At 69.9% G+C, this 19,800-nt stretch carries 25 protein-coding genes and 1 pseudogene; 9 read left to right on the forward strand and 17 right to left on the reverse strand.

The window, feature by feature from the left end; genetic code table 11:
• Positions 1–95: 95 nt before the first annotated feature.
• From AC57B8_RS16720 to ycaC, 3 genes are all read right to left on the reverse strand, one after another.
• Positions 96–692, reverse strand: coding sequence for an NADPH-dependent FMN reductase (locus AC57B8_RS16720; RefSeq protein WP_496480171.1), 597 nt, complete (start codon positions 690–692; stop codon positions 96–98).
• Between the two features lie 93 nt (positions 693–785).
• Positions 786–1,475: an isochorismatase family protein gene (locus AC57B8_RS16725; protein WP_062479955.1), complete on the reverse strand. Its 690-nt coding sequence runs from the start codon at positions 1,473–1,475 to the stop codon at positions 786–788.
• Between the two features lie 7 nt (positions 1,476–1,482).
• Positions 1,483–2,109, reverse strand: coding sequence for an isochorismate family cysteine hydrolase YcaC (gene ycaC, locus AC57B8_RS16730; RefSeq protein ID WP_062479957.1), 627 nt, complete (start codon positions 2,107–2,109; stop codon positions 1,483–1,485).
• Between the two features lie 244 nt (positions 2,110–2,353).
• Here ycaC and AC57B8_RS16735 point away from each other — a divergent pair, with 244 nt between their 5' ends.
• The 4 genes from AC57B8_RS16735 (at position 2,354) to AC57B8_RS16750 (ending at position 4,699) form a co-directional block, all read left to right on the forward strand.
• Positions 2,354–2,689: a hypothetical protein gene (locus AC57B8_RS16735; protein WP_062479977.1), complete on the forward strand. Its 336-nt coding sequence runs from the start codon at positions 2,354–2,356 to the stop codon at positions 2,687–2,689.
• A gap of 180 nt (positions 2,690–2,869) precedes the next feature.
• Positions 2,870–3,568, forward strand: coding sequence for a Bax inhibitor-1/YccA family protein (locus AC57B8_RS16740; protein ID WP_062479959.1), 699 nt, complete (start codon positions 2,870–2,872; stop codon positions 3,566–3,568).
• Positions 3,569–3,603: 35 nt separating this feature from the next.
• Complete coding sequence (locus AC57B8_RS16745; RefSeq protein ID WP_307694935.1) at positions 3,604–4,149, forward strand: Rrf2 family transcriptional regulator; 546 nt, start codon at positions 3,604–3,606, stop codon at positions 4,147–4,149.
• Between the two features lie 103 nt (positions 4,150–4,252).
• Positions 4,253–4,699 carry a universal stress protein gene (locus tag AC57B8_RS16750; protein WP_062479963.1) on the forward strand — a complete coding sequence of 149 codons (447 nt, stop codon included), beginning with the start codon at positions 4,253–4,255 and terminating at the stop codon, positions 4,697–4,699.
• A gap of 38 nt (positions 4,700–4,737) precedes the next feature.
• On the opposite strand, the gene AC57B8_RS16755 is transcribed toward AC57B8_RS16750, so the two are convergent.
• The 4 genes and pseudogenes from AC57B8_RS16755 to AC57B8_RS16770 form a co-directional block, all read right to left on the reverse strand.
• Entirely contained in the window at positions 4,738–5,166 is a 429-nt protein-coding gene (locus tag AC57B8_RS16755) for a hypothetical protein (protein ID WP_062479965.1), read from the reverse strand.
• A 42-nt stretch (positions 5,167–5,208) separates the two neighbouring features.
• On the reverse strand, positions 5,209–5,706 hold the full coding sequence (locus AC57B8_RS16760) for a GNAT family N-acetyltransferase (RefSeq protein WP_496480533.1): 498 nt from the start codon (positions 5,704–5,706) through the stop codon (positions 5,209–5,211).
• Between the two features lie 24 nt (positions 5,707–5,730).
• Positions 5,731–6,294: pseudogene (locus tag AC57B8_RS16765) on the reverse strand (HD domain-containing protein); the annotation flags it as partial.
• A 69-nt stretch (positions 6,295–6,363) separates the two neighbouring features.
• A complete protein-coding gene (locus AC57B8_RS16770) occupies positions 6,364–6,951 on the reverse strand; it encodes a hemerythrin domain-containing protein (RefSeq protein ID WP_496480172.1) in 588 nt (195 codons plus the stop codon).
• A gap of 151 nt (positions 6,952–7,102) precedes the next feature.
• Here AC57B8_RS16770 and AC57B8_RS16775 point away from each other — a divergent pair, with 151 nt between their 5' ends.
• Complete coding sequence (locus tag AC57B8_RS16775) at positions 7,103–7,615, forward strand: universal stress protein (RefSeq protein WP_390349499.1); 513 nt, start codon at positions 7,103–7,105, stop codon at positions 7,613–7,615.
• Between the two features lie 119 nt (positions 7,616–7,734).
• The gene (locus tag AC57B8_RS16780; RefSeq protein WP_495266660.1) at positions 7,735–8,259 is read left to right on the forward strand and encodes an OsmC family protein; all 525 of its coding nucleotides are present in this window, start codon (positions 7,735–7,737) and stop codon (positions 8,257–8,259) included.
• A 21-nt stretch (positions 8,260–8,280) separates the two neighbouring features.
• Here AC57B8_RS16780 and AC57B8_RS16785 read toward each other — a convergent pair whose 3' ends face one another.
• The gene (locus AC57B8_RS16785) at positions 8,281–9,465 is read right to left on the reverse strand and encodes a DesA family fatty acid desaturase (RefSeq protein ID WP_062479973.1); all 1,185 of its coding nucleotides are present in this window, start codon (positions 9,463–9,465) and stop codon (positions 8,281–8,283) included.
• A gap of 181 nt (positions 9,466–9,646) precedes the next feature.
• On the opposite strand from AC57B8_RS16785, the gene AC57B8_RS16790 reads away from it, so the two are divergent.
• Both AC57B8_RS16790 and AC57B8_RS16795 read left to right on the forward strand, forming a co-directional pair.
• Positions 9,647–10,372, forward strand: coding sequence for a winged helix-turn-helix domain-containing protein (locus AC57B8_RS16790; RefSeq protein WP_070062099.1), 726 nt, complete (start codon positions 9,647–9,649; stop codon positions 10,370–10,372).
• The gene (locus AC57B8_RS16795; protein ID WP_095948752.1) at positions 10,365–12,476 is read left to right on the forward strand and encodes a PAS domain S-box protein; all 2,112 of its coding nucleotides are present in this window, start codon (positions 10,365–10,367) and stop codon (positions 12,474–12,476) included. The genes AC57B8_RS16790 and AC57B8_RS16795 overlap by 8 nt, the downstream gene beginning before the upstream one ends.
• Before the next feature lie 13 nt (positions 12,477–12,489).
• Here AC57B8_RS16795 and AC57B8_RS16800 read toward each other — a convergent pair whose 3' ends face one another.
• Entirely contained in the window at positions 12,490–13,248 is a 759-nt protein-coding gene (locus AC57B8_RS16800; protein WP_495305025.1) for a cyclic nucleotide-binding domain-containing protein, read from the reverse strand.
• A 226-nt stretch (positions 13,249–13,474) separates the two neighbouring features.
• On the opposite strand from AC57B8_RS16800, the gene AC57B8_RS16805 reads away from it, so the two are divergent.
• Positions 13,475–13,957, forward strand: coding sequence for a Rossmann-fold NAD(P)-binding domain-containing protein (locus AC57B8_RS16805; RefSeq protein ID WP_223301389.1), 483 nt, complete (start codon positions 13,475–13,477; stop codon positions 13,955–13,957).
• Positions 13,958–13,969: 12 nt separating this feature from the next.
• Here the strand turns inward: AC57B8_RS16805 and AC57B8_RS16810 are convergent, their stop codons facing one another.
• Genes AC57B8_RS16810 through ccoO form a run of 8 tightly spaced genes read right to left on the reverse strand, consistent with a single transcriptional unit; the run spans position 13,970 to position 19,782 of the window.
• Positions 13,970–14,671 carry a sulfite exporter TauE/SafE family protein gene (locus AC57B8_RS16810; RefSeq protein WP_496480173.1) on the reverse strand — a complete coding sequence of 234 codons (702 nt, stop codon included), beginning with the start codon at positions 14,669–14,671 and terminating at the stop codon, positions 13,970–13,972.
• 6 nt (positions 14,672–14,677) lie between these two features.
• On the reverse strand, positions 14,678–16,084 hold the full coding sequence (hemN, locus tag AC57B8_RS16815; protein WP_496480174.1) for an oxygen-independent coproporphyrinogen III oxidase: 1,407 nt from the start codon (positions 16,082–16,084) through the stop codon (positions 14,678–14,680).
• On the reverse strand, positions 16,081–16,314 hold the full coding sequence (locus AC57B8_RS16820; protein ID WP_223301390.1) for a hypothetical protein: 234 nt from the start codon (positions 16,312–16,314) through the stop codon (positions 16,081–16,083). The genes hemN and AC57B8_RS16820 overlap by 4 nt, the downstream gene beginning before the upstream one ends.
• Positions 16,315–16,319: 5 nt before the next feature.
• On the reverse strand, positions 16,320–16,610 hold the full coding sequence (locus AC57B8_RS16825; protein WP_070062094.1) for a FixH family protein: 291 nt from the start codon (positions 16,608–16,610) through the stop codon (positions 16,320–16,322).
• 11 nt (positions 16,611–16,621) lie between these two features.
• Entirely contained in the window at positions 16,622–18,049 is a 1,428-nt protein-coding gene (ccoG, locus tag AC57B8_RS16830) for a cytochrome c oxidase accessory protein CcoG (protein ID WP_496480175.1), read from the reverse strand.
• On the reverse strand, positions 18,046–18,960 hold the full coding sequence (gene ccoP / locus AC57B8_RS16835) for a cytochrome-c oxidase, cbb3-type subunit III (protein ID WP_496480176.1): 915 nt from the start codon (positions 18,958–18,960) through the stop codon (positions 18,046–18,048). The genes ccoG and ccoP overlap by 4 nt, the downstream gene beginning before the upstream one ends.
• A 13-nt stretch (positions 18,961–18,973) precedes the next feature.
• Positions 18,974–19,114 carry a cbb3-type cytochrome oxidase subunit 3 gene (locus AC57B8_RS16840; protein WP_062481697.1) on the reverse strand — a complete coding sequence of 47 codons (141 nt, stop codon included), beginning with the start codon at positions 19,112–19,114 and terminating at the stop codon, positions 18,974–18,976.
• 23 nt (positions 19,115–19,137) lie between these two features.
• Entirely contained in the window at positions 19,138–19,782 is a 645-nt protein-coding gene (ccoO, locus tag AC57B8_RS16845; RefSeq protein ID WP_062481700.1) for a cytochrome-c oxidase, cbb3-type subunit II, read from the reverse strand.
• Positions 19,783–19,800: the final 18 nt, after the last annotated feature.

Below are 19,800 nucleotides of genomic sequence, written 5' to 3' on the forward strand. Positions count from 1 at the left end.
CGTCTCGTCCTTCTTCCAATGTGCGGTCGAAGATACGTCGCGATGCGGATCGGGACGGTCGTTCGCGCGACAGCACGAACGCCGCCCTGAGCAAGTCAGCGTGGCGTGGGCAGCGCGGTCGCGAGCGCGGCCAGTGCCGCCACCACCTTCTGCACCGACTGCGCGGCGCGTGCGTCCTTCAGCGTGCCGTCGGCCTCGAAGGCCTCGTTCGCGCGCCCGAGCGCGAACTGCTGCGGTGCCACCAGCATGGCGAAGGCCATCTGCAGGTACTGGCGCAGGAAGTTCATCGAGCGCAGCGCGCCCAGCGGCCCGGGCGAGGCCGACAGCAGCGCGGCCGGCTTGTTGGCCGTGGCGGCCAGCCCGCCCGCGTGGCCCTCGCCCGGCGGAATGCGCGAGAGCCAGCTGAAGGCGTTGATGACCAGCGGCGTGGGAAAGCCGTTGTACTCGGGCGTGACGAGCAGCACGCCGTCGCTCGCCGCGATGGCGCTGCGCAGTTCGTGCGCGCCGGCCGGCACGCCCGAGGCGGCTTCGAGGTCGCCGTCGTACACGGGCAGTGCCAGCGCGCGCAGGTCCATCTCCGTCACCTGCAGGCCCGCCGCGCGCGCGGTGGCCGCGGCCACGGCCGCCAGCCGGCGGTTGAGCGAGCCGTCGCGGGCGCTGCCGGGAATGATCAGGATGCGGGGACTGTCCATGCGGGGCTCCTTGCCGTGCGTTGAAAGAAGAAGGAAAGCCGCGCCGCACGTTTCGCGTGCGGCGCGGCGTTCGTCAGTGTCGCATCCGGAAGATCAGGCGCGCTGCGAGTCCAGCTGCTCGCTGTTCGTCACGACTTCCTGCGCCTTCATGTAGCTCTCGATCAGCAGCTGGTAGGGCGGGAACACGGCGCTGTAGGCCTCGGCCCATTGCGCGGCGTCGTCGCGGTGCCAGGTCTTCTGCACTTCGGAGCACACGCCCGCGGTGTCGATCGGCACCACGCCGGCCTGCACCACGCGCGCCAGCGTGATCTCCTGCGCCATCTTCGAGTAGGTGCCCGACGCGTCGATCACCGCGAACACGCGGTAGCCCTCGTGCACCGCCGCGATGCTCGGGAAGGCCATGCACACGCTGGTGATGGTGCCCGCGATGATCAGCGTGCCGCGCCCGGTGGCCTTCACGGCGGCCACGAACTCGGGGTTGTCCCAGGCGTTGATCTCGCCCTTGCGCGCCACGTACTGCGCATGCGGCGCGTACTTGTGCACTTCGGGAATCAGCGGGCCGTTCGGACCCTGCGGCACCGAGGCGGTGGTGATGACCGGGATCTTCGCCAGCGTCGCGACCTTGGCCAGCGTGGTGACGTTGGAGCGCAGCTCGGTCATCGGCATGTCCTTCACGGTCTGGAACAGGCCGCTCTGGTGGTCGATGAGCAGCATCACGGCGTCGTCGGGGTCGATGACGGGCTTGGCGCCGTTGAAGTTGGCGACGGTGTTCGGTGTGGTCATGGGGTGCTCACTTTCCCTGGGTCAGTTGCGTGTAGCTGGTGATGAGGTTGCGGTAGTCGGGGATGTGGTTGGAGAACAGCGTGCCCAGGCCCTCGATGTCGTTGCGCCAGTCGCGGTGCAGCTCGCAGGCCACGCCGAACCAGGACATCAGCTGCGCGCCGGCGGCCGACATGCGGTCCCACGCGGCCTGGCGCGTCACGTCGTTGAAGGTGCCCGACGCGTCGGTGACGACGAACACGTCGAAGCCCTCGGCCAGCGCCGACAGCGCCGGGAAGGCCACGCAGACCTCGGTGACCACGCCGGCGATCAGGAGCTGCTTCTTGCCCGTGGCCTTCACGGCCTTGACGAAGTCCTCGTTGTCCCAGGCGTTGATCTGGCCGGGGCGGGGAATGTAGGGCGCGTCGGGGAACTGGGCCTTCAGCTCGGGCACCAGCGGGCCGTTGGGGCCGTTCTCGAAGCTGGTGGTCAGCACCGTGGGCAGCTTGAAGTAGCTGGCGATGTCGGCCAGGGCCAGCACGTTGTTCTTGAACTTGTCGGGGTCGATGTCGCGCACCAGCGAGAGCAGGCCGGTCTGGTGGTCGACCAGCAGCACGGCGACATCGTTCTTGTCGAGACGGGTGTAAGGCTTGGACATGAGAGGCTTCCTTTGCGAGGTTGAATGCCGGGGAAAAATGGCCCCCGATGCATGTCCGTCAGCGTAAAAGCGCACCCGAAAGTCCGGTAGTCGGCGAAATTTGCCTGCAGCGTTCCACCCGATGGACGATGGCAACACCCGTGCGCCGTGGTCGGATGAATTCGCGCCCGCCGGAGCCGATCCGTGGCGGCGGGTAAAATACCCCTACATGTCCCGCTGGTTTGCCGCTACTGTCCTCGCTTTCATGCTGTCCTGCTACGGCTTCGCCGTGCTCGCGCACGGGCTGGTCGGCGGCCACCATGTGACGTCGTCGTCCGGCGAACGCCAGACCGTCGCGACGCTCGCCGCCTCGCTGGCCGATGGCGGCGACAAGGACATCGGCAAGACGTCGTCCGAAGACCCGTCCGCCATGGACGAAGCGGGCTCCGAGCACGCCGAACTGGTCGATGCGCGTCCCCACGCACGCAACCTGCTGGTGCTGTCCGCGCAACCGCCGCGGCTGGGCTCCACCTCGGTGCTCTCGCCGCTGCTCGACCGGCCCAAGCGGCCACCCCGGCCCCACGCCCTCCTCGCCGCCTGAGGCCGCGCGGCGGCGAGCGAACGCCTGAGGACTGTTGCAGTCCGGGCGTTTGCGCTCATCCGATCCGGCCCGTCGCCCTTTTCGCGCGACGCCCCTGCCCCTTCTTTTTCAGCCGTCTGACGGCCCCGCCGCACGTGTCATGCGACCCGTCCGGCCTTCTCTCTTTTTCAGGATTTTTCGATGAACTCCAGCCAATCGGCCTACCCCTCCAGCTTCGGCGCACCGTTGGCCTCGGTCCAGGAACGCAACCGCGTTCTGCGCAACACCTACTGGCTGCTCGCGCTGTCGATGGTGCCCACCGTGCTGGGCGCCTGGCTCGGCGTGGCCACCGGCCTCACGCGCGCCATGTCGCCGGGCATCGGCATCATGGTGTTCCTCGGCGGCGCCTTCGGCTTCATGTACGCCATCGAGAAGACCAAGAACTCCGCCGCCGGCGTGCCCGTGCTGCTGGCCTTCACCTTCTTCATGGGTCTGATGCTGTCGCGCCTGGTCGGCAGCGTGCTCGGCCTGTCCAACGGCGCCAGCCTGGTGATGACCGCCTTCGCCGGCACCGGCGGCATCTTCCTGGGCATGGCCATGCTCTCGACGGTCATCAAGCGCGACATCTCGGCCATGGGCAAATGGCTCTTCGTGGGCGCCATCGGCCTGCTCGTGGTGGGCATCGCCAACGTCTTCATCCAGTCGAGCGCGCTGATGATGACGCTGTCGGTCGCCGCCATCGGCATCTTCTCGGCCTTCATCCTGCACGACCTGAAGCGCGTGAAGGACGGCCTGGAAACCAACTACATCTCGGCCACGCTGGGCGTGTACCTGAGCCTCTACAACGTGTTCCAGTCGCTGCTGGCCCTGCTGGGCATCGCCGGCGGCCGCGACGAGTAAGCGCACACAGAACGACAAGCAAGGAAGGAAACACCATGCGCCTCACCACCAAGGGCCGCTTCGCGGTCACCGCGATGATCGACATCGCCCTGCACGGCCGCTCGGGCCCCGTCACGCTGGCCTCGATCAGCCTGCGCCAGCAGGTCTCGCTGTCGTACCTGGAACTGCTGTTCGCCAAGTTGCGCCGCAACGGGCTGGTCGAATCCACCCGCGGCCCCGGCGGCGGCTACTCGCTCAGCCGCAAGGCCACGGAGATCACGGTGGCCGACATCGTGCTCACCATCGAAGACCTGGGCGCCAGCAAGATCCGCCCGCGCGCCGCCGGCTCGGCCGACGAACCCGGCCGCTGCGAGATCGACGACCTCTGGGCCTCCGTGAACCTGCGCGCCGTCGAGTTCCTGCGCTCGATCTCGCTGCAGAGCCTGGTCGACGAACAGAAGGCCAAGGGCGTGCAGCCCGCCACCAGCGCGGCCGCCCGCCGCACCACGGCCGTCGTTGGCTCGCCGGTGCGCAAGCCCTTCGTGGTCGACGCGCCGAACTCGGTGTTCGCCCTGGGCCGGCGCCACAGCACGAGCAGCTGACGGTGATCGGCGCGGCCGCTGCGCCGCGCCTTGAAAGACCGGGCCCAGCGACCTAGACTGGGCAGTGAGGGCACCCGCGGTGCCGGGGGCCAAGGAGCCTGCCATGTACAAGCGTGTTCTCGTCGCAACCGACGGCTCTTCGCTGTCGGACAAGGCGGTGGCCGCGGCCATCGATCTCGCGTTGCTGACCGGCGCCGAGCTGGTGAGCGTCAACGTCGCGCACATCCAGCCCTATGGCTACTTCGAAGGCTCGATGCTGCTGAACCAGACGGATTTCGAGGCCAACCAGAAACACGTCGAGCAGGCGGCCCAGCGCGTGGCCGATGCGGTGCGCGACACCGCCCTGGCCAAGGGCGTGCGCCGCGCCGACGCGGTGGTCATGAAGTCGAACCAGGTGGCCGAAGCCATCATCCACGCCGCCAAGAACCAGGACTGCGACCTGATCGTGATGGCCTCGCACGGGCGCCGCAGCCTCGCCCGGCTGCTGCTGGGCAGCGAGACGCTGCACGTGCTGACGCACTCGCACATTCCGGTGCTGGTGCTGCGCTGAACTGAACGAACGAGGCCCCGCGCACGCGGTGCGCGGGGTTATCTCGTCGCTGCGGACTCGACGGTCTCGACGACCGTGCGACCGGCCGGCGGGCACGACGGCCCGGCATCGCGGCCGAAGCAGCGCGCGGCCTGCGTACGCGCCTGGGCTTCCTGCGCGTGGCGCGCTTGCGCGGCATCGACCTGGTAGTCGAGCAGCCACTTCATGAGCAACAGCATCGCAATGACCAACCCAAGCGCCACACCCAGCAGGGTCGTGCGCCAGTTGCGCGGTCGCGCCGCAGACGGCGCGCGGGCCGGTGCGCTGCTCTCCATCGCGGTGAAGCCCGCAAGGCTGCGGGACGCACCACCGTCATGAATGCGGCGGCGGGGTGGTTCGGGGGTCGCGGAACGCGCGGACACCGAGGTCTGCGCGCGCTTCACGCGCGGCGCATGGGCAGTGTCCGAAGGCAGGTGGCGGGCAGGCATGACGGGGGCGATTATGAACGCCTTGCGCCCCCGGTCCGTGCGTCAGGCACCGACGCCGAACGCCGCGTGGTACCGCACCTCGCCGACCGGCCACGCGCCGTGGAACGACACGGCCTGAAAGTATTCCGGCGGCACGCCCGGCAACACCAGCCCGGGCCGCACGACGAAGCCGAAGCGGCCATAGAAAGCCGGGTCGCCCAGCAGCACGCAGCCTTGCGCGCCGGCGTCGCGCAGGCCCGCCAGCGCGGCGTCCATCAGCAGCCGGCCGATGCCCTGCCCCTGGCGCGTGGGCGCCACCGAGATCGGGCCCAGGCCATGCCAGCCAGTCGTACCGTCCGAGATCGCCACGGGCGACAGCGCCACATGGCCGACGATCTCGCCGCCGTCTTCGACCACGAGCGACAGCGTGAGCTGGCCGGCCGCGCGCAAGGCGTCGACGATGAGGTGTTCGGTGCCGTCGGCATGCGGTGCCTCGGCAAACGCCGCCACCGTCAATTGCCGGATGGCGGCCTCATCGCCCGGTTGCTCGGGGCGAACCACCGGCCCCGCCTCCGTCCGTCGCGCAGCCTCCACCTTCTTCTGCGTGTCGGCATCCACCAGCGCCCGCATGGCACGGAACAGCGGCCGGCTGCCGGTGTGCTTCTGGCCGTAGCCGAGGTTGAATTCGTAGTCGAAGTCCGGCGGGTTCGCGCCCTGGTTGTGCTGCAGCAGGGTCTCGAGCTTGTCGAGCGCCTTGACCGCCTGCGCTTCGGGCGTCTCGGCTTTCTCGTACTCGTCCCACAGTGCGAGGATGCCCGCGCGCAGCGGCGCGTCGAGCGTGCGCGTGAGCAGCTGCAGGTCTTCGCGCTCCTGCGCGCTCTTGTCGGGGTGCGCGGCCTGCACGATGGCGGGGATGTCGCCGTGGATCGCCTCGCCCAGGTCGTGCACCACGCACATCTTCAGCACCTTGAGCAGGTCCAGGTCGGCCAGCTCGTCCTCGAAGGCCATGGCCATGAGGCACAGGCGCCAGCTGTGCTCGGCCGTGCTCTCGGTGCGGCCCGAGGCCGTGTGCGCGCTGCGCAGCACGCTCTTGAGGCGCTCGGCCTCGCGAAGGAAGTCCAGCCTTCCCCTGATCTGATCGATGTCCATCTCGCCGTCTCGTTCGTCCTGAAGGGTGTCAGGCCGAGCCTACGCGATCCGGACGCGGGCCGTCGTTGCCTACAGCGCCGGCCCCAGCCCGATCGGCGCAGGCACCGCGTTGACGATGCGCGTGAAGAGCGACGCATACACCTCGTCGGGCGCGGGGTGGTTGGAGAACAGGTCGCGGTTCTCGCCGAAGGCCGCATCGAGTTCGCGCCAGTCGTCGGCACTGAGCACGCGCTCGGCCAGCGGCAGGATCTCGCGCTCCTCGTGCGCCATGTGCTCCAGGTAGAAGCTCACGTACTCGTTCATCGCCTGCTCGAAGACCAGGCGGCGCGGCTCGCCGAGCATCTCGAAGGCCAGCAGCGCATGCTCGACGTGGCGAATCTTGCGCTCGCCCCAGGCATGGTCGTTGTCCAGCTTGTCCATCAGGTCGCGTGAGATCGGCGTGCTGGCGCGCAGCCGGGGGAAGAGCAGCTCGGTCTCCTTCGGGTGATGGCGCTTCTCGGGAAACTCGTCCACGTAGAACAGCATCGCGCGCAACGTCGCGAAGTCGGGCATCGTGCCCTTGCGGCGGTGCTGGTCGAGCAGCATCACGATGGAACGCAGCATGGCCGCCAGCGCGGCGTGCTCCTGGCGAATGATCCGGACGGCGGCATGGGTCATGGAGGGGTCTCCTTCTTTCGAAGGCCCCAAGGGTCGCAAGTCCGAGGCGGCCCGGGCTTGTTCCAGATCAAGGCCCGCGCATGCAGCCAGGCACAGACTGGCATGGCATCTCCTGTCTTTTTCTTCAACGCACTCCTGGAGGTTCCACACCATGTACCAACGCATCCTGGTTCCCGTCGACGGCAGTTCCACCTCCGCCGAAGGCCTGGCCGAAGCCATCCGCCTGGCAAAGCTCACCGGTGGCCGCCTGCGCATCGTCCACATCCTCGATGAGCTCTCGTTCGCGCTCGGCATGGACGTCTACGTCGGCCATTCGGGCGACTGGCTCGGGGCGCTGCGCGCCAACGCCGTGACGCTGCTCGAGAAGGCCCGCGCCCAGGCGCAGGACGCGGGCGTCGAGGCCGAGGTCGTGCTGCGCGACGGCTTCAAGGCCGGCGCGGTCCACGACCAGGTGGTGACCGAAGCCGTCGATTCGAAGGCCGACCTGATCGTGCTCGGCACGCACGGGCGGCGCGGCCTGAGCCGCTGGGCCATGGGCAGCAGCGCGGAACACATCCTGCGGGTGGCGCCCGTGCCGGTGCTGCTGATCCGCGCGCCCGAAGCCGCGGCCAAGGTGGAGTCCGAGCGCTTCAGCCTGCCGGACGGACAGGTCGCGAACCAGTAGGCCGCCCGCCCGCCGCCGGTTTGACGGGGCCCGGCGCCGCGCCCAGAATGGCCTGCTCCGCTCGCGGCTTCTTTCGCGCAAGAGCCGCCCGCCCGTTCCCCGTTTCAAGGAGCAGCGCCATGAGCTCACCCCAGCACATCCGGCAGTCCATGGACACCCTCGCGAGCCATTTCGCGACGCATCCCCAGGACGCCCTGACCCAGGACAAGCCGGCCACGGCCACGCTGGTGTCGGGCTTGCACTTTCGCGTGACCGGGCCCACGGGGGAATCCATCGCGACCGACATGCCTAAGGCCATCGGAGGCCACGGGGAAGCGCCATCGCCCGGCTGGTTCATGCGCGCCGCCCTGGCGAGTTGCGAGACGACCGTGATCGCCATGCGGGCGGCGCAGCTCGGCATCGCGTTGACGACGCTCGAAGTGGTCGTCGGCAGCCAGTCGGACAGCCGCGGCCTGCTCGGCGAACCGGCCTCCGTGCCCGCCGGCCCCAGCCGCATGCACGTCGCGGTGCGGATCGCCGCGGAGGGCGTGCCGGAGCAGGCGTTGCGCGACCTGGTGCACTGGGCCGAGGCCCACTCCCCGGTGGGCAGTGCGCTGCGCCGGGCCGTGCCGCTCGATGTGGCAGTGCAGGTCGGGCCGGCCTGACGGCACCCGCGAAGACCGTCCTCAGGCGTAGGAACGCAGCCGCACCGCAAAGGCCGCCAGCGGTGCGATGCCGCTGGCTTCGGCGCGCTCGCACCAGTCCTGCAGCCGCTTCACGAGCTGTTCGCCGGTGGCGCCCGAGCGGCTCCACAGCGCCGTCAGCTCGCGCCGCATGGCGTACATCGTTTCCAGTGCCTGCGAAGCCACCAGCGCTTGCGTGAGCTGCGCATGGCGCGTGGCGTCGAGCGCCTTCTCTTCCTTGCCGAGCCAGGGCCGCGCGGCGCGCAGTGCGCGGGCCTTGTTCGGCGCAAGCGCATGCACCCGCGCCAGCTCCTCGGTGCAGGCCTGCTTCAGCGAGCGCGAGTAGTTCGACAGCACGTCGTAGTGGTGCCGGATCACCGCCTGCACCGTGAGCAGGTCGACGGTGGCGCGCGGCGCCGTGAGGCGCGGCTTCGGCGCCAGGTGCTTCACCTTCGCCAGCCCCAGCGCCTGCAGCGCGCGGATGTAGACCCAGCCGATGTCGAACTCGAACCACTTGTTCGAGAGCTTCGCCGAGGTCGGGAACGCGTGGTGGTTGTTGTGCAGCTCCTCGCCGCCGATCAAAAGGCCGATGGGAAAGATGTTCGTGCTCGCGTCCGACGCGGGCCAGTTGCGGTAGCCCCAGAAGTGGCCGATGCCGTTGACCACGCCGGCGGCCCAGAACGGAATCCATGCGATCTGCACGAGCAGCACCAGCGCGCCCGGCAGCACGCCGAACAGCGCCATGTCGATCAGGCCCATGCAGGTGATGCCCAGCGTCTGGTAGCGCGTGTACAGCCGGCGCTCGAGCCAGTCGTCGGGCGTGCCGTGGCCGTAGCGGCTGAGCGTCTCGGGGTTGCGCGCCTCGGCCACGTACAGCAGCACGCCGCCCCAGAGCACGCGCTTCAGGCCCACCACCTGCGGGCTGTGCGGGTCGTCGGGCGTGTCGCACTTGGCGTGGTGCTTGCGGTGCACCGCGGCCCATTGCTTGGTGACCATGCCCGTGGTCATCCAGAGCCAGAAGCGGAAGAAATGGCTGGCGATGGGGTGCAGGTCGAGCGCGCGGTGCGCCTGGTGGCGGTGCAGGAAGATGGTGACCGAGGCGATGGTGACGTGCGTCAGCGCCAGCGCGGCCAGCAGCACGCCCCACCACGGGAGATCGAGCGCGCCCGAGAAAAGAAAAGATGCCATTCGTTCGTACCTTCTGGACCCTGTGGACAACGGGCGCGATTCTCGGAAGCGCCCCGCCCGCATGCCTTGCGCCAGATCAACGGCGGGCGCTGCGGCTGCCGCAGCCGCGCCTTGCGTGCTACGCTTCCCGGCTCCCTGCGCCCTTCCCCGTGGCGCCGGCGTTTTTTCTCCCAGCCCCCGCATGACTTCTGCCCCCCACATCGCGGTGCTCGACGACGAGGTCGACATCACGCTGCTGCTGGCCAACTACCTCCAGGGCCACGGCTATCGCGTCACCCAGATCCACGACGGCGCGGCGCTGCGCTCGCTCATGGCCGCTGACCCGGCCGACCTCGTGCTGCTGGACCTCGGCCTGCCCGGCGAAGACGGTTTTTCCATCGCCCGCCACATGCGCGAGAACTGGCGCTGCGGCCTCGTGATCGTCACCGGCCGCGGCGACCCGGTGGACAAGGTGGTGGGCCTCGAAGTGGGCGCCGACGACTACGTGACCAAGCCCTTCGACCTGCGCGAGCTGGCGGCGCGCGTCAAGGCCGTGCTGCGGCGCCTGACGCCCGACGCGTCGGCAGCGGCCGCCGCGCCCACGCCGCCCGAGCGCCTGCGCTTCGCCGGCTGGCGCCTGGACACCGCCGCGCGCAGCCTCAGCAACGCGCAGGGCGAGGCCGTGGCGCTGACCACCGGCGAGTTCGACCTGCTGTGCGCCTTCGCGCGGCACCCGGGCCGCGTGCTCTCGCGCGACTTCCTGCTCGAGCAGACGCGCGGTCGCGAAGCCGCCCCCTTCGACCGCACGATCGACGTGCAGGTCGGCCGGCTGCGCAAGAAGATCGAGGCCAACGCCGACGATCCGCAGCTCATCAAGTCGGTGCGCGGCGCGGGCTACATCCTGGTGCCGCCGGTCACCCATGGCTGACGGCAACGCACCCTCGATTCCCGGCCTGCCCTCGGGCGTCGAGGAAGGCAGCGTGTTCCGCTCGCTGTTCGCCGCCTACCCCGATTCGCTGCTGGTGGTCGACCAGTCGGGCCGCATCGTGCTGGCCAACCCCTCGGCCGCCGCCATGCTCGGCTACGCGGCCGACGAGCTCGTGGGCCTGAGCGTGGAAGCGCTGGTGCCCGACAGCATCCGCCCGCGCCATGCGGCGTTTCGCGAAGCCTACGGCCGCGCGCCGCGCCCGCGCCCGATGGGCACCGACATGGAACTCGTCGCCAAGCGCAAGGACGGCAGCGAGGTGATGGTCGAGATCGCGCTGAGCCCGCTGCAGAACCAGGGCCTGCCCTTCGTGGTGGCCGCGATCCGCGACATCGGCGCCTACCCGCGCGTGAAGCAGGCGCTGCAACGCGCGCGCTACAGCGAACACCTGGCGCAGCTGGGCCGGCTGGCGGTCGACACGCGCGACCTGCAGGTGGTGCTGGCGCAGGTGCCCGACATCGTCGCGACCGCATTGCAGGTCGAGGTGGCCATGGTGTGGCTGCTCGACGGCAGCCAACGCGAGTTCCGCCTGGCCAGCGGCGTGGGCCTGGTCGCCGACGAGAGCGTCGGCCTGCGCATCGCCAACCGGCCCGACACCCAACCCGGCTACGTGCTCTCGCAAGGCTGCCCCGTCGTGGTCACGGACTACCGCGAAGAGCGTCGCTTCACCGTGCCGCCCGCCTACCTCGAGGCCGGGCTGGTCAGCGCGCTGGCCGTGCCGCTGTCCGACCGGGGCCGCGTGACCGGCATGCTGTCGGTGCGCGCCACCGCCGCGCGGCGCTTCGGCGACGAGGAGATCCGCTTTCTCGAATCGGTGGCCAGCCTGCTGGCCACCAGCCTGCAGCGCGTGCAGACCGAAGAGGCGCTGAACCACGCGCAGCGCCTGGAGAGCGTGGGCCAGCTCACCGGCGGCATCGCGCACGACTTCAACAACCTGCTGACCATCATCCAGGGCAACCTCCAGGTGCTCGAAGAGCTGCCGCAGCTCGCGGCCGACGGCTACGCGCAGCAACTGGTGGCCGCCGCCGCGCGCGCCAGCCGGCGCGGCGCCGAACTCACGGGCAAGCTGCTGGCCTTCTCGCGGCGCCAGATGCTGCAGCCCGACGCGGTCGACGTGCGGCAGATGCTGCACTCGCTCACCGACATGCTGCGCCGCACGCTCGACCAGCGCATCCAGATCGAGATCGACGCCGACGACCCCTGCCCCGCCGTGCGCGCCGACCCGGGCCAGCTCGAATCGGCGCTGCTGAACATCGCCATCAACGCGCGCGACGCCATGCCCGAGGGCGGGCGCCTGCACTTTCGCGCCGAGGCCTGCGACGCCCTGCCCGCCACCGTGCGCCAGGAACTGAGCGACGCCGACGCCGGCCGCCGCTTCGTCGCGCTCTCCATCGCCGACAGCGGCACCGGCATGACCGACGCGGTCATGGAACACCTCTTCGAGCCCTTCTTCACCACCAAGGAGGCCGGGCGCGGCACCGGCCTGGGCCTGAGCACGGTGTACGGCTTCGTGAAGCAGTCGCGCGGCGCCATCGCCATCGACAGCAAGCTCAACGCCGGCACCACCGTGACGCTCTACCTGCCGCAGGTCGAAGCCGACGCGGCGAGCGCTGCGGCACCTGCCGATGAAGATGCCATGGAGATCGAAGCCGAAGCCACGCTGGCCCCGGGCCTGCGCGTGATGCTGGTCGAAGACGACGCCGAGGTGCGCCAGGTGGTCCACACCTTCCTGACCACGCTGGGCTGCGAGGTCGCGACCGCCGCCAACGCCGAGCAGGCACTGCCCGCGATGGCCGCCGAGGCCACGCCCTTCGACCTGCTGCTGAGCGACATCGCGCTCGGCCCCGGCATGCGTGGCACGCGGCTGGCCGCCGAGGCGGTGCAACGCCAACCGCGGCTGGCGGTGCTGCTGATGTCGGGGTTCTCGGCCGAGCTGCTCGACGCCGACCGCGAAGCGCCTCCGGGCTGGGAGCTGCTGCGCAAACCGTATTCGCGCAGCGAGCTTGCACGCGCGATGGCGCGGGCGCTGCTGGCTGCGCGCGAGTGAACGAAGTCTCTTCTTACTGAAGCATCGCGGGCGCCGGCGCCAGGCAGCGCTGCACGAAGGCCGAGAGCGCGCCCACGTCGGGAATCTGCACCTCGCGCCGGCCCTTGGTGGCAAAGCCGATGACCTTGTCGCGCGCCAGCCGCGAGAGTGCGCGGCTCACGCTTTCGAGCGTCATGCCCAGGTAGTTGCCGATCTCGGCGCGCGTCATGCGCAGCGTGATCTCGTCGGTGCGCATGCCGCGGTCGGCCAACGACTCGGCCCAGTAGCGCAGGAAGTCGGCCACGCGCGCGTCGGCCGGCAAGGTGCACACCGACATCAGCGAATCGCGGTCGTGCGCGATCTCGCGGCTCATCGCGGCGTGCAGCATCTGCAGCAGCGCGGGGTGCGTGGCGCAGGCGGCCAGCAGCGATTCGTAGGGCACGACCCAGACCTCGCCCGTGTCCATCGCCACCGCGTCGCACACGTAGCGCTGGCCCGCGATGCCGTCGAAGCCCAGCCAGTCGCCGCGGAACTTCAGGCCCACCACCTGCTCGCGGCCGTCGGCCGAGAGGTTGACGATCTTGAAGAAGCCCGAGTTCAGGATGTAGAGGTTGCCGAAGCGCTCGCCCGCCTGGTAGATCACGTCGCCCGTGTGCACCATGCGGCGCTGCGGTTGCAGCTGCTCGGCCAGCAGGCGCAGGCGCTCGGCCGTGCGGCGGCCCGCGTCTTCCTTGTGCACCGTCGGAAGGGGCCGAAGCGGGAGGATGGGGTTGGGGCGGGCACTCGTGAGCATGGGGATTCCTCGGCGTTCTGTCTGTCTTGTGTAGCGTTGCCTGCGATCAGGCGATGTCTCGATGCTAGGAAGCGCGAGGCCCCGCAGTGACAACGGCCCGCATCGGTGCGTAACGTCGGGTGAACGCTCTGTGTCCGGCGTGTAACAGCGGGGCGCTCCTTGATGTGCGTCAAGGCCGGCGCAGCGTGGGTGGCTAGCCTCCGCGAGACACATGTCGAACCTTGCCATGCACCCTTCCACCGCTGCGCTGTCGCCCCAGAGAGAGGCCAGCCTGCTGGGCCGCGCCCGGCTGCTCCAGCGCGCCGCGCTCGACGGCGCCGCGCCGCCACGGCTGCTGCGCGGCAAGAACCTCGGCCTGCTCAGCGAGACCGGCGACAGCGCCGCGCTCGCCCTGCTGCGCCAGGCCGCCGAGGAACTGGGCGCGCAGGTCGCGACGATGCGTTCCAGCCTGTCGACCGACACGCCGGTGCAGGAGCTGCAGCACACGGCGCGCATGCTCGGGCGGCTGTACGACGCCGTCGCCTGCGAGGGCATCGATGCCGCGCTGGTGCGCCAGATCGGCCAGCACGCAGGCATTCCGGTGCACGACGGCGCGGCGGCCGACAGCCACCCCACGGCCGCGCTCGCGGGCCTGCTCGGCGAGCGCACGGCGGCGGCGGACAACCGGCGGTTCGTGCTGCAGGCGTTGCTGATCGAGAGCATCGCCTGAGGAGTTAGCGCGTCAGCCGCACCAGTCGGCGATGCGGTGGCTCAGGTCCATCCACAGCGCCTGCAGCGCCACCGCTGCCAGCAACACCCCCGCCAGCCGTGCGCCCCAGGCCTGTCGCGTACCGCTGTCGCCCCACCCGCGCAAGCGCTGCCACAGCCACGGCGCGGCGAGCAGCGACACGCTGCTGCCCAGCGCGAACAGCGCCATCGTCGATGCACCTTGGAGCGGCCCGTTGCCCAGCGCGGCCAGCATGAGCGCCGAATAGAGCAGGCCGCAGGGCATCGCGACCCACAGCGTGCCCGTGGCCAGCACGCCCAGCAGCGAGCCGCCGGCCACGGGCCGCAGGCGTGCCTCGAGGGCACGCCCGGCGCGCTGCGCCCACAGCGGCTGGCGGCCCGCAACGGCGAGCACCACGCCCCAGGCGAGCACGAACACATGCAGCATCACCCACAGCGGACGCCAGGCCGCGACCTGCGCGCTCGCTGCGCCCAGGCCGTGCAGGCTCGCGGCGGCGATGGCGCCGGCGGCGGCGTAGCTCGCCATGCGGCCGAGATGGAAGGCGACCGGTGCGACGGGATGCACCGCCTGCGCGGGCCCGCCCACCGGCACGATGCGGATCACCGCGGACGACACCGCACCGCACATCGCCACACAGTGCGGCCCGCCGGCGAGCCCCATCAGCAATGCGGCGCCGGCGAGTGCGGGGGAACTCATACCTTCCTAGACCACGCGCGAGAAGCGCGTGCGCGTCGCGGCGCAGTAGCGGTCGAACACCATCGCCACCGCACGCACGAGGAACCAGCCGGCCTCCGTGACCTCGATGGCACGCGGCGACAGGCGCACCAGCCCTTGTTCGGCCATCGGCGCCAGCGCGGCACGCTCGGGGGCGAAGTAGTCCGCAAAGGCGATGCCGTGCGCGGCCTCGACGGCGTCGAAGTCCACGCGGCCGCGGCACATCAGCGCCATGATGACCTCGCGGCGCAGCACATCGTCGTCCGACAGCGCGAGCCCCTTGACCACGGGCAGGCGGCCCTGGTCGAGCAGCGCGTAATAGTCTTCCAGCGTCTTCGCGTTCTGGCTGTAGGTGGCGCCCACGCGGCCGATGGCCGACACGCCGAGCGCCACGAGGTCGCCGTCGGGTTGCGTGCTGTAGCCCTGGAAGTCGCGGTGCAGCCGGCCCTCGCGTTTGGCCACGGCCAGCGGATCGTCGGGCAGCGCGAAGTGGTCCATGCCGATGTAGACATAGCCGGCCTCGGTGAGCGCCGCAATCGCGCGCCCGAGCATGCGCACGCGCGTGGGCGCATCGGGCAGCTCGTCGGCCGCGATGCGCCGCTGCGGCTTGAAGCGCTCCGGCAGGTGGGCGTAGGCATACAGCGCGATGCGGTCGGGCCGCAGTTCGCGGATCTGCGCGAGCGTGCGCTCGAACGAGGCATCGTTCTGACGCGGCAGGCCGTAGATCAGATCGACGTTGATCGATTTGAAACCCAGTGCGCGCGCCGCGTCCATCAGCGCGAAGACCTGCGCCGCCGGCTGGATGCGGTGCACGGCCTGCTGCACGGCGGGGTCGAAGTCCTGCACGCCGAAGCTCAGACGGTTGAAGCCGAGCGCGGCCAGCGCCGCGAGTCGCTTGGCATCGACGGTGCGCGGATCGATCTCGATCGACTGCTCGCCGCCCGGCACGAAGGCGAACGCGCGGCGCAGCAGGGCCACCAGCTCGCCCAGTTCTTCGTCGTCCAGGAAGGTCGGCGTGCCGCCGCCCAGGTGCAGCTGGCCGACGGGCGCACCGGGCCCGAGCTGCGCGACCTGCAGCGCCACTTCGCGCGCCAGGTAGTCGAGGTACTGCCGCCCGCGCTCGCGGTGCTTGGTGACGACCTTGTTGCACGCGCAGTAGTAGCACAACGATTCGCAGAACGGGATGTGCACATACAGCGACAGCGGTTCGCCGGCCGCATCCGCGTCGCGCCGCACGTGCAGCGCCTGCGCGTAGTCGTCGGCGCCGAAGGTCTCGACGAAGCGATCGGCCGTGGGGTACGAGGTGTAGCGCGGGCCGGGCATGTCGAAGCGGCGCAGCAGCTCGACGGGCAGCACGGACGGGGTCTCGGGAACGCAGGCCAGGGGCAGGTTCATGACGCAGTCTCTTTCTCGGACGGCAGCGCCAGCAGCGTGGTGCACGCGCTCGAGGCCGCCGCCATCAGCCAGAAAACGAAGAAGGACACGGTGTAGATGCCCTGGCGCGACATGCGCAGCGCATCGGCGCCGCAGTACGAATGGATCGGGTCGATCATGGCAAACACCAGCACCTCCATGCCGCAGGCCACGAGGAACGACGGCCACAGGATGCCGGCGATGCGGCGCATGGCACTCACTGCGCGCCCCTCCTGGGCACCGGCACATCGTCCTCGGGCGTCGCCGCATGGTTGCGCCCGGCCTGCGCCGGCATGCGCTTCTTGTCGGCCAGCGTGCGGTTGATCTCGATGCCTTCGCGGTAGTAGTCCTCCGACACCAGCACCTCGGGCGTGCGCAGCGCCAGCCACACGGTCGCGATGCTCGCGAGCACCACGGCGGCGGGCCCCGCGATCACCAGCCAGACCAACGGGTAGCGCCACCAGGGGCCGGAGGTCGCGGGCGCGTTCATCGGCAGGGCATCGTTCATGGGAAGACCTTTCAGCGCGGCACCAGGAAGACCGCTTTTTCGGAAACCTGCGCCGCGCCATCCGCCTGCCGGATGTCGAAGTGCACCGTGTGCGAACCGGCCGGCGCCGCGCCATAAGGCACCTGCAGCCGCACCGCGACCCAGCGCGCCTGCGCGGGATCGACCTCGATGGCCTCGTCGGGCGAGGCCACGCTCAACCCGTCGATGCCGCGCGCGGCGATGCGGTAGTGCTGCGTGCGCTCGGTCGCATTCATGATCTGCAGCCGGTAGACGTTCTCCAGCCGCCCGCCCTCGACGATGCGCGCCAGCGAGGCACGGTCGCGCACCACGTCGACCTTCAGCGGCGTGCGCGCGACCAGGCTGGCGAGCAGGCCCGCCACCAGCAGCGCGAGCAATGCGGTGTAGACCAGCACGCGCGGGCGCAGCACGCGGCGCCACAGCTGGCGGCGCGACCAGCCGGCCTCCATGCCGTTCTGCGTGTCGTAGCGGATGAGGCGCGGCGCGTAGCCCATCTTGTCCATCACGCTGTCGCAGGCGTCCACGCACAGGCCGCAGCCGATGCACTCGTACTGCAGGCCCTGGCGGATGTCGATGCCGGTGGGGCACACCTGCACGCACAGGCTGCAGTCGATGCAGTCGCCCAAGGCGGCGCTGCGCGGGTCGACGTTCTTGCGGCGCGGTGCGCGCGGCTCGCCGCGCTGCGGGTCGTAGCTGACGATGAGCGTGTCGCGGTCGAACATCGCGCTCTGGAAGCGCGCGTAGGGGCACATGTACTTGCACACCTGCTCGCGCATGAAGCCAGCGTTGCCGTAGGTGGCAAAGCCGTAGAAGAACACCCAGAACACCTCCCACGAACCCATCTGCGTCTGCAGGAAGGCCATGCCCAGCTCGCGGATGGGCGTGAAGTAGCCCACGAAGGTGAAGCCCGTCCACAGCGCGATGCCGATCCAGACGAGGTGCTTGAAGGCCTTCTTCACGAGCTTCTCGAGCGAGAACGCACCAGCGTCGAGCCGGATGCGCGCGCTGCGGTTGCCTTCGATGCGCTGCTCCACCCACAGGAACATCTCGGTGTAGACGGTCTGCGGGCAGGCATAACCGCACCACAGGCGCCCGGCCACGGCCGTGAAGAGGAACAGAGAGAGCGCGCTGATCACCAGCAGGCCCGACAGGTAGATCAGGTCCTGCGGGTACAGCACCAGGCCGAAGATGTAGAAGCGCCGCGCGGCCAGGTCGAACAGCACCATCTGCCGCTCGCCCCATTCCACCCAGGGCATGCCGTAGAACACCAGCTGCGTGAGAAAGACCATGCCCCAGCGCCAGCGCGCGAACAGGCCCTGCACACTGCGCGGGTAGATCTTCTTCGTCGCCTCGTACAGGCCGACCTCCGGCGCCGCGGCGGGCGGCGCACTGACGATCGGGATGACCGTCTTTCGCGTCATGGCGTCCCGGTCGCAGGGTTGGACATGCCCCACACGTAGGAGGCCAGCAGCTTGATCTGGGCCTCGGTCAGGCGGCCTTCCTGCGCGGGCATGGCGCTGTGCTTGCCCTCGTTGATGATCTGCACGATGGCGGCCTCGCCGTAGCCGTGCAGCCAGATGCGGTCGTTCAGGCGCGGGGCGCCCAGCGCCGGGTTGCCCACGCCGCCGATGCCGTGGCAGGCCGCGCAGGCGGCGAACTTGGGCTTGCCCAGGCCCGCGCGCAGCGAGTCGTGCGGCTCGCCCGACAGGCTCAGCACATAGTTGGCGACGTTCTTCACGTCGTCGGGCGTGCCGACCATCGCGGCGGCCGGCGGCATGGTGCCGATGCGGCCCTTGGTGATCGACTCGACGATCTTGTCGGGCGTGCCGCCGTGCAGCCAGTCGGCGTCGGTGAGGTTGGGAAAGCCCTTGCTGCCGCGCGCGTCGGAACCGTGGCACTGCGCGCAGTTGTTCATGAACAGGCGCTCGCCGATGGCACGGGCCTGCGGGTCGCGCGCGACCTCCTCCAGGGGCATGGGCGTGTAGCGCGCGTACACCGGCGCCAGCGCCTGCGTGGCCTTGGCCACGTCCTGCTGGTACTCGGCGCGCGAGCTCCAGTCGTTCGTGCCGCGGAAGCTGCCCAGGCCCGGGAACACGGCCAGGTAGCCCAGCGAGAAGACGATGGTCAGCACGAACAGGCCCACCCACCACAGCGGCAGCGGGTTGTTGGCTTCGCGCAGGTCTTCGTCCCACACGTGGCCGGTGGTGTTGTCAGCGTCGGAGGGCACGCGCTTGCGCGCCGTGAGCCACAAGAGCAGCACGCAGCCCAGGATGCTCAGCAGCGAGGCCACGGCCACGTAGCTGGACCAGAAGTTACTAATGAAGTCGCTCATCGTGTGTGTCCCTTCAGTCCTGCTCGAACGGCAACCGGGCCGCTTCGGCGAAGCGCTGCGTGTTGCGGCGCGAGCAGGCCCAGGCCACGATGCCGATGAAGACGACGAAGCAGGCGATGGTGGCGGCGATGCGCAAGGTGGTGATGTCGGTCATGGGGCGTTGCCTGTTCTTTCTTCTTACTTGAGCGCCAGGCCCAGCGACTGCAGGTAGGCCACGGTGGCGTCCATGTCGGTCTTGCCGGCGACCTCGTCGGCGGCCTTGGCAATCTCTTCGTCGGTGTAGGGCACGCCCACCGTGCGCAGCGCGCGCATGCGGGTGGCGATGCTGCCGGCGTCGACCAGCCCCTTCTCCAGCCACGGGTAGGCCGGCATGTTCGACTCGGGCACGAGGTCGCGCGGGTTGTTCAGGTGGATGCGGTGCCACTCGTCGCTGTACTTGCCGCCCACGCGGTGCAGGTCGGGACCGGTGCGCTTGCTGCCCCACTGGAAGGGGTGGTCGTACACGAACTCGCCGGCCACCGAGTAGTGGCCGTAGCGCAGCGTCTCCGAGCGGAAGGGGCGGATCATCTGCGAGTGGCAGTTGTAGCAACCCTCGCGCAGGTACACGTCGCGGCCGGCCAGTTGCAGCGGCGTGAGCGGTTTCACGCCCTCCACCGCCTCGGTGGTCGACTTCTGGAAGAACAGCGGCACGATCTCCACGAGGCCGCCGATGGCCACCACCAGCAGGATCAGCACGATCATCAGCAGGTTGTTGGTCTCGACCTTCTCGTGCGTGAAGCCGGTGGCGGCGGGCGCGGAGTTCTGGTTGTCAGGTGCGTTCATCGTGCGTCTTCAAAGGCT

The sequence above is a fragment of the Variovorax sp. BGA-UO-ETr-C22 genome (assembly GCF_059567965.1).